The sequence below is a fragment of the Actinomyces denticolens genome (assembly GCF_002072185.1).
GTDB classification, from domain to species: Bacteria; Actinomycetota; Actinomycetes; order Actinomycetales; family Actinomycetaceae; genus Actinomyces; species Actinomyces denticolens.
In genome coordinates this window covers 1-8,701 of the sequence record NZ_MVIW01000061.1, presented here as the reverse complement: position 1 = coordinate 8,701, position 8,701 = coordinate 1, and the positions used below count along the sequence as shown (strand labels likewise).

General features: G+C 68.5%; 6 protein-coding genes. 5 read left to right on the top strand and 1 reads right to left on the bottom strand.

All coding sequences use genetic code 11. The features are described 5' to 3' along the window. The 4 genes from lspA to dnaE form a co-directional block, all read left to right on the top strand. Positions 1-707 (top strand): signal peptidase II (lspA, locus tag B1H55_RS11635; protein WP_420866443.1); only part of this gene is annotated, 707 nt, incomplete at its 5' end. Continuing rightward, positions 704-1,624, top strand: coding sequence for an RluA family pseudouridine synthase (locus tag B1H55_RS11630; protein ID WP_077240316.1), 921 nt, complete (start codon positions 704-706; stop codon positions 1,622-1,624). The genes lspA and B1H55_RS11630, both read left to right, overlap by 4 nt. After that, positions 1,621-2,187: a GNAT family N-acetyltransferase gene (locus tag B1H55_RS11625; protein ID WP_077240315.1), complete on the top strand. Its 567-nt coding sequence runs from the start codon at positions 1,621-1,623 to the stop codon at positions 2,185-2,187. Before B1H55_RS11630 ends, B1H55_RS11625 begins: the two co-directional genes overlap by 4 nt. A 112-nt stretch (positions 2,188-2,299) precedes the next feature. Beyond that, the gene (gene dnaE / locus B1H55_RS11620; RefSeq protein WP_073453268.1) at positions 2,300-5,899 is read left to right on the top strand and encodes a DNA polymerase III subunit alpha; all 3,600 of its coding nucleotides are present in this window, start codon (positions 2,300-2,302) and stop codon (positions 5,897-5,899) included. Positions 5,900-6,068: 169 nt separating this feature from the next. Here the strand turns inward: dnaE and B1H55_RS11615 are convergent, their stop codons facing one another. Continuing rightward, positions 6,069-6,308 carry an RNA-binding S4 domain-containing protein gene (locus B1H55_RS11615; RefSeq protein WP_073453270.1) on the bottom strand — a complete coding sequence of 80 codons (240 nt, stop codon included), beginning with the start codon at positions 6,306-6,308 and terminating at the stop codon, positions 6,069-6,071. A gap of 238 nt (positions 6,309-6,546) precedes the next feature. On the opposite strand from B1H55_RS11615, the gene B1H55_RS11610 reads away from it, so the two are divergent. Next, on the top strand, positions 6,547-8,701 hold a 2,155-nt coding region (locus B1H55_RS11610; protein ID WP_240494191.1), incomplete at its 3' end, for a right-handed parallel beta-helix repeat-containing protein.

Here is an 8,701-nt window from a genome sequence, read left to right as displayed (position 1 = left end):
GTGCCTCCTCCCCGTCCCCGGCCACCGCGCCCGGCGGCCCCACGGGGAGCACCGTCCCCGCCGCTCCGGACGGGCCCGAGCCCCAGGGCGCCGCCGCCCACGGCGGGGCGCCCGCGCGCGGCCCCGCGGGGCGCATGGGCCCACTGCCACTGGTCTGCCTCATCGCCGTGGTTCTCATCGCGGTCGATCAGGTGACGAAGCTGTGGGCCGTGGCGGCACTGTCCGGGCACGCGCGGATCCCGATCATCGGTGACCTGCTGGGGCTCGTCCTCGTCCGCAACCCCGGTGCCGCCTTCTCCCTGGCCACGGGGCAGACCTGGATCTTCTCGATCGTCGCGCTCGTGGTGGTGATCGTCGTCATCCGGGCCTCGCGCGGGCTCGGGTCGCGTGCGTGGACGATCGCCCTGGGCCTCGTGCTCGGCGGGGCCATCGGCAATCTCATCGACCGCCTCGTGCGCGCGCCGGGATTCCTGCGCGGCCACGTCGTCGACTTCATCGACTACGGGGGGCAGTTCGTCGGCAACGTGGCCGATATCGCCATCGTCGGTGCGGCCGGGGTCATCATGGTCCTGTCGATCCTGGGCATCAACCTGGACGGCACCCGCGCCGGCCACGGCGGTGAGGACGCCGACGGAGCGACCGGGGACGGCGAGACGAGGAGGTCCCGGCGGGCGAGGCGGCGCGATGAGTCGGGGACGGGGTCATGAGCCTGCGCCTCCTGCCCGTGCCCGATGGGCTCGATGGTGAGCGCGCCGATGCCGCTGTCGCCCGCATGACGGGTCTGTCCCGCTCCAAGGCCGCCGAGATCTGCGCCGATGGCGGGGCCAGGGTGGAAGGTGCTCCCCTGGGGAAGTCGGATCGCGTGGTCGGCGGTGCGATGCTGGAGATCGACCTGCCCGATCCCCGGCCCGCTGAGCCCGTGGCCACCCCGGTGGAGGGGATGGGGATCCTGTACGAGGACGAGGACATCGTCGTCGTCGACAAGCCGGCGGGCGTGGCCGCGCACCCGTCGATGGGCTGGGATGGGCCGGATGTGCTCGGTGCGCTCAAGGCGATGCGCGTGCGCGTGGCGACCTCCGGCGCGGCGGAGCGCCAGGGGATCGTCTCGCGCCTGGACGTGGGCACCTCCGGGGTGATGATCGTGGCCAAGGGGGAGCGCGCGTACTCCGTGCTCAAGCGGGCTTTCCGGAACCATGATGTGGACAAGGTCTACCACGCGCTCGTTCAGGGGCACCTCGATCCGTCATCGGGGACGATCGACGCGCCGATCGGCCGGCATCCGAGCCGCGAGTGGAGGATGGCGATCATCGACGGCGGGCGGGAGTCGATCACCCACTACGACGTCATCGAGGTCATGCCGCGGGCGTGCCTGGCGGAGGTGCACCTGGAGACGGGGCGCACTCACCAGATCCGCGTGCATATGGCGGCGGTGGGCCATCCCTGCGTGGGGGATGAGACCTACGGGGCGGACGCGGCTCTCGTGGAGCGGACCGGGCTGGTCCGGCAGTGGCTGCACGCCGTGGAGCTCGGCATCGACCACCCGGTCACTGGGGAGTCGATGCGCTTCCGCTCGGAGTACCCGGAGGATCTGGCGCACGCCCTCGATGCGATGAGGGCCGTATGAGCCAGGCGGGGACGATAGGGCTGCGGATCGCGCCGGCGACGTCGGCGATCGAGCCGATCCGCTTCACTTGCGCGGTCGGCGATGAGCCGGGGCCTGAGGCCGACGCGCTGCGCCACGGGGCAGCGGATGTGCGCCTGGAGGTCTTCGTCGACGAGCAGGATGTGCCGTTCGTGGAGGAGATCGACGCCCGTGATTTCGAGACGTCGACCGTTCACCTGCTCGCGCGAGGAGCTGACGGGACACCGCTGGCGGCGGGGAGGATCCTCCTGGAGCCCGAGCATCCCGGGCGGGTCCACCTGGGGAGGCTGGCAGTGCGTCGGGTGTGCCGGGGCACTGGACTGGGCGCCCGAATGGTGACGGCCCTGGAGGAGGTCGCCCTGGAGAGGGCTGGGGTGCGCGGCGGTGACGGCGCCGTGAGCGTCACGGTGGTGCTCTCCGCCCAGGAGCGGGCCATGGGCTTCTACGGGCGCTGCGGCTACAAGGTGATCAGCGGCGAGTCCTACCTCGACGCCGGCATCCCCCACCAGGACATGGCCAAGACGATCACGCGGCGGCCTCGTTGATGGGGCCTCGCCGTCTCTCGACCGGACGGAGCCATTGGCCGGGGTGACGGCGCAGCCCCCGGCTCGCTTCGCCGCCGGCTGACGCCTCCTCGCCAGGGCCTAGGATGAGGCCATGGCAGGTGCGAGCAGCGAGCAGGAACAGACGACTCCAACGGACGACTTTGTCCACCTCCACGTCCACACCGACTACTCCATGCTGGATGGCGCGGGCAAGATCAAGGACTACGTCGCCGAGGCCAAGCGCCTGGGCCAGAGGGCGCTGGCGATCACCGACCATGGCTACATGTTCGGCGCCTACGAGTTCTACGCCGCCGCCCGCAAGGCCGGGATCAAGCCGATCATCGGTGTTGAGGCCTACCTGACGCCCGGCACCTCGCGCCACGACAGGACACGCGTCTTCTGGGGCGATGAGTCCCAGCGCAAGGACGATGTCTCCGCCCGCGGCTCCTACACCCACCTGACTCTCCTGTCCCGGGACAACGAGGGCTTGCACAACCTCATGCGCCTGGACTCCTTCGCCTCCCTCGAGGGCCAGATGGGCAAGGCGCCCCGCATGGACCGCGAGCTCATCAGCCGCTACGCCAAGGGCCTCATCTCCTCCACCGGATGCCCCTCCTCCGAGGTCCAGACGCGCTTGAGGCTCGGCCAGTGGGAGGAGGCCCGCCGCGCCGCCGGCGAGCTCCAGGACATCTTCGGCAAGGAGAACTTCTACGTCGAGCTCATGGACCACGGCCTCGAGATCGAGCGGCGCGTCACCAAGGACCTCCTGCGCCTGGCCGAGGAGATCGGCGCGCCCCTGCTGGCCACCAATGACTCCCACTACGTGCGTCCCGAGGACCGCACCATCCAGGACGCCATGCTGTGCATCAACTCCGGCTCGGTCCTGTCCGATCCCGATCGCTTCAAGTTCGACGGCGACACCTACTACCTGCGCCCCGGCCGCGAGATGCGCGAGCTCTTCAAGGAGATGCCGGAGGCCTGCGACAACACCCTCCTCGTCGCCGAGCAGTGCGACGTCCACTTCGCCACCGTCGACGACGGCGCCTCCTTCATGCCCGTCTTCCCCGTCCCCGAGGGCGAGACCATGGAGTCGTGGTTCATCAAGGAGTGCTGGGCCGGCATGGACAAGCGCTTCCGCGGCCAGATCCCCGAGGACTGCCGCAAGCAGGCCGAGTACGAGATCGGCGTCATCGTCCAGATGGGCTTCCCCGGCTACTTCCTGGTCGTGGCCGACTACATCAACTGGGCCAAGGCGCGCGGCATCCGCGTCGGGCCCGGTCGCGGCTCGGGCGCCGGCTCCATGGTCGCCTACGCCATGGGCATCACCGAGCTCAACCCCCTCAACCACGGGCTCATCTTCGAGCGCTTCCTCAACCCCGAGCGCATCTCGATGCCCGATATCGACGTCGACTTCGACGAGCGCCGGCGTGATGAGGTCATCGAGTACGTCAAGGACAAGTACGGCGCCGACCAGGTCAGCCAGGTCGTCACCTACGGCGTCATCAAGGCCAAGCAGTCCCTGAAGGACTCCAGCCGCGTCATGGGCTACCCCTACGCCGTCGGTGACCGTCTCACCAAGGCCATGCCCCCCACCATCATGGGCAAGGACATCACCATCAAGGGGATCTTCAACCCCGAGGATGAGCGATACGGGGAGGCCGAGGAGTTCCGCAAGCTCCACGCCGAGGACCCCGACGCCCAGAAGATCGTCGAGCTCGCCAAGGGGCTGGAGGGAATGACCCGCCAGTGGGGCGTCCACGCCTGCGCCGTCATCATGTCATCGGCGCCCCTGACCGACATCATCCCCATGATGCAGCGCCTCCAGGACGGCGCCTACATCACCCAGTTCGACTACCCCACCTGCGAGCACCTCGGCCTGCTGAAGATGGACTTCCTGGGCCTGCGCAACCTGACGGTCATCTCCGACGCCCTGGACAACATCGTCGCCAACGGCAAGCCCGCCCTCGACATCGACCACATCGAGCTCGACGACCGCGCCACCTACGAGCTCCTCTCCCGGGGGGAGACCCTCGGCGTCTTCCAGCTCGACGGCGGCGGCATGCGCACGCTGCTGCGCCTCATGAAGCCCGACAACTTCGAGGACATCTCCGCCGTCGGCGCCCTTTACCGCCCCGGTCCCATGGGCGCGGAGTCCCACACCAACTACGCCCTGCGCAAGAACGGCCTGCAGGAGATCACTCCGATCCACCCCGAGCTCGCCGACGCCCTCGAGCCCATCCTCGGCACCACCTACGGCCTCATCGTCTACCAGGAGCAGGTCATGAAGATCGCCACTGACCTGGCGGGCTTCACGATGGGCAAGGCCGACGCCCTGCGCAAGGCCATGGGCAAGAAGAAGATGGACATCCTGAACAAGATGTTCGTCGAGTTCGAGGCCGGCATGGTCGCCAACGGCTTCTCCAAGGACTCGGTCCGGACCCTGTGGGACGTCGTGGTCCCCTTCGCCAAGTACGCCTTCAACAAGGCGCACTCCGCGGCCTACGGCGTCGTCTCCTACTGGACCGCCTACCTCAAGACCCACTACCCGACCGAGTACATGGCGGCCCTGCTGACCAGTCAGAAGGACAACAAGGACAAGCTCGCCGTCTACCTGGGGGAGTGCCGCCACATGGGCATCACCGTCCTGCCCCCGGACGTCAACGCCTCCCGCGCGCGCTTCGCCGCCGTTGGGGGGGACATCCGCTTCGGGCTGTCCGCCGTGCGCAACGTCGGCCTCAACGTCGTCGAGGCCATCGTCAGCGCGCGCAAGGAGAAGGGCGAGTTCACCTCCTTCGAGGACTTCCTCGACAAGGTTCCCGCCGTCGTGTGCAACAAGCGCACCATCGACTCCCTCATCAAGGCCGGAGCCTTCGACTCCCTGGGCAAGTCCCGCCGAGCGCTCCAGGCCTGCCACGAGGACTTCGTCGACGAGATCATCGGCGTCAAGCGCAATGAGGCCGCGGGCCAGTTCGACCTCTTCGCCTCCCTCATGGGCGACGGCGGGGCGGACGGCGCCGACGACCCCTTCTCCTCCGGGCCGGTCTTCTCCGCCGAGATCCCCGACCTGCCCGAGTGGGACAAGCGGGACAAGCTCGCCTACGAGCGCGACATGCTCGGGCTCTACGTGTCCGACCACCCGCTGCTCGGCATCGAGCCCCTCCTGGCCAAGCTGTCCGACACCGAGATCTCCGAGCTCGTGGAGGATGATGAGCGCCCCGACGGCGCCATGGTCACCATCGCCGGCCTCATCACCGGCCTCACCCGCAAGACCACCAAGCAGGGGAACTTGTGGGCCATCGCCCAGATCGAGGACCTGGGCGGCTCCATCGAGGCCCTCTTCTTCCCCTCCACCTACCAGACCGTCTCCACCATGCTGGCGCCGGACACGGTGGTCACCATCCGGGGCAAGCTGACCCGGCGCGATGGCGCCGTCTCCCTCTACGCCCAGGAGCTCACCCTCCCAGATATCTCCAGCGCCACCCATGAGGCCGTCACGCTCACGCTGCCGACCAACCGCTGCACCGGGCCCCTGGTGGAGAAGCTGCGCGACCTCCTGCAGCGCCATCCCGGCGCGAGCGTCGTGCGCCTCAACCTGACCAGCCCGGGCCGGGAGGTGCGCACTCAGCTCGCCCCCTCACTGAGGGTGGAGGCCTCCCAGGCCTTCTACTCGGACATCAAGGCACTCCTCGGGCCGGGGTGCCTCCATCACTGAGAAATCGCTGAACAGCCTCTGACCAGGCCCTGATCTCATGACACCTGGGGAGGGCCGCCCTTGCGGGGCGCAGACGCCCCTGCTCATGGAGCCCTTCTCACCCCGATGGGCGACGGCCGAGCCGCGGCCCGGCGCTCCCATGGATGGCGCGCGCCTCCCAGCGCTCGGATCAGGTCTCGACCCTCACCCGCGCTTCCGCCGATCCGGAGGGGAGGTCGACTGTCACGAGGTCGCCGTCGGACAGGCGGTGCCCGCGACGCCGCTCCACCTCGCCGTTCACGCTCACATCGCCCGACTGGATCGCGATCCGGGCCTCAGCGCCGTCCTCGACGAGGTCGGCGAGCTTCAAGAACTGGCCTAATTTAATCTCTCCGCGAACAAGGATGGTGTGGCACGGCGTGTCGCTCATGATCCGATTGTGGCAGGTGTGACTCGTGGTGCGCATGTGACTTGCGGCGGCGTGTCGGCTTGATCGCGCGGAGCCTCTTGCGCCGCGGATCGACCGCGAGTGAATGGTTCCTTGGAGGATCCTGAAAGGCTCCTCCTGAGATCCCAGAAAGGAGCAAATGCGCACTACGTCACCGTTTTGAGCCTCCTCGTAACGGTACGGTTACGGGGTCCGCCCACCATCAGGAGACGACGACACAATGATGCGCCGATACCGTCGATTCACAGCACTGTTCGCCATTCTCTTCCTCGGGGTGGCCGCCCCGGGGCTCATGGCCCCGGCAGCCGCCGCGCAGGAGTCAGTGGTCCATGTTTCAGCCTCATCCGGATCCGACTCCGGCGATGGCTCCGCCGCCAAGCCCTACAAGACGCTCGGCGCCGCGCTCAAGGCGGCGAGCGCCGGGCAGGTCGTGGAGCTCGCCGATGGCACCTACCGCGAGGGCAACATCTACGTCGACAAGGGTGTGACCATCCGCGCCGCCGCCGGCGCCACCCCGGTCCTGTCCGGGGCCGAGGTGCCGACCTCGTGGTCGGCCGGGGGTGACGGCACATGGTCGACGGGCCACGACATGGTCCGCTTCTGCGATGTGTGCACCACCAACGCCAATCCCGCGGTCGAGGGCATGGCGGCCCACCCCGAGCAGGTCTTCGTCGACGGCAAGCCGCTCACCCAGGTCGCCTCGCGCGGCGAGGTCAACGCCTCGTCCTTCTACGTCGACGACCCCGACCCGGTAACCCTCAAGAAGTCGGACAACTCCTACGCCGGCTTCAACGCCAAGCCCCACCGGGGAACGGCCTACGTCATCGGGGTCGACCCGGCCCAGCACACCGTCGAGGTCGTCCAGCAGCACCGCGCGCTCACCCTCCAAGGGGCCAACACCACGCTGTCCGGGATCGTCATCGAGAAGTACTCCCCGCTCCAGCGCTGGGACTACAACGACCCGGAGATCGGCGTCTTCACCGGCGGCGGCGCCGTCGTCGTGTCCAAGGGCGGCCAGACGATCGAGAACAACACCTTCCGCTACTCCGCGGCCGGCAGCGCGCTGCACCTGGCCAGCGCCCCGAACGCCAAGGTCACCGGGAACCGCTTCGAGAACAACGGCGGCACCGCCTTCAACGTCAACACATCCTCCGGCGCGGTCATCGAGAAGAACTACTGGCGGGGGACGAACTCCGCCGGGTTCATCACGACCGACTGCGGCGCCTACTGCACCATCGCCGACACCAAGGTGACCCACTCGGAGAACGTGCGCTACGCCTTCAACACCGTGGACAACTCGGCGTCGGGCAAGGACGCCTCGCTGCCCCAGAACAACGAGAGCGTGCAGACCGCCGCGATCTGGTTCGACGAGGGCGTCATCAACTCCGACATCGTGGGCAACCACCTCATCAACGTCCCCCTGGGGATCATCGACGAGGTCTCCTCCCACAGCACCATCGCCTCCAATATCATCGACGGCGCGGGAACGGCGATCAGGGTTCAGGGATCCGACAACTCCGCGGTGTGGAACAACACCGTCTCCCACGCCCTGACCAGCCTCGTGGTGCGCGAGGACAACCGCTCCAAGGGCTGCAACGACAGGAGCGCGGACGGGACCTGCACCGCGGTGGAGGCCTGGAGCTCCAAGCACGGCCTGAGTTGGGATACCAAGAACACGGTGGTTGCCAACAACATCTTCTCCTCGGAGCAGACGCAGGGCGCCCCCGATGACCCCTGGCGCTACGCCTCCATGGTCAATGTCGACGGCGACGCCAACCGCCACGCTCCCGGCGCCGTCTACGCCAACGAGATGATCTCCAGCATCGATCACAACGCCTACTACCGTCCGCAGGGCGGTGACTACAACTTCCTGCACTGGTGGCAGTACGGGACGAGCTCGATGAACGAGGCCTTCTACTCCCAGGATCTGAAGACCTTCACCTCGAACAAGGGTGTGACCACCGGCGGTAAGGAGAGCCACAGCCTCGACCTGCGCGGTAACCCGGACGCCAACCCGCTGTTCACGAAGGAGGCCGACGGCGCGAACTGGAAGGCCTCGGACTTCCGCCTCAAGTCCGGCAGCCCGGCCTCCGGAGCGGGCGAGGCCCTGCCCGCCGCGATCGCCCAGAAGCTCGGTGTCGACGCCGGAACTGCCGTGAACATGGGCGCCCTGGTCAACGCCGCTTGGAATGGCGAGCAGCCCGCCGCTCAGGCGCCCGCCGCCAATGCCAATGCCGCCGCGCAGTCGGCAGCGCCCGTCGCTGAGGCTCAGGCCCCGTCGGCCGCGCCGACGACCGAGGCCGCGGCCGCCCCCCAGGCGCCCGCCGCCGCGCCGACCACTGAGGCTGCGGCCGCCGCGGCCCCGGCGGCTCCCG

Bases quoted from the DNA above. Each gene is read 5' to 3' on its own strand.
- B1H55_RS11630 (WP_077240316.1), top strand. From the start codon at position 704: ATGAGCCTGCGCCTCCTGCCCGTGCCCGATGGGCTCGATGGTGAGCGC.
- B1H55_RS11625 (WP_077240315.1), top strand. From the start codon at position 1,621: ATGAGCCAGGCGGGGACGATAGGGCTGCGGATCGCGCCGGCGACGTCG.
- dnaE (WP_073453268.1), top strand. From the start codon at position 2,300: ATGGCAGGTGCGAGCAGCGAGCAGGAACAGACGACTCCAACGGACGAC.
- B1H55_RS11615 (WP_073453270.1), bottom strand. From the start codon at position 6,308: ATGAGCGACACGCCGTGCCACACCATCCTTGTTCGCGGAGAGATTAAA.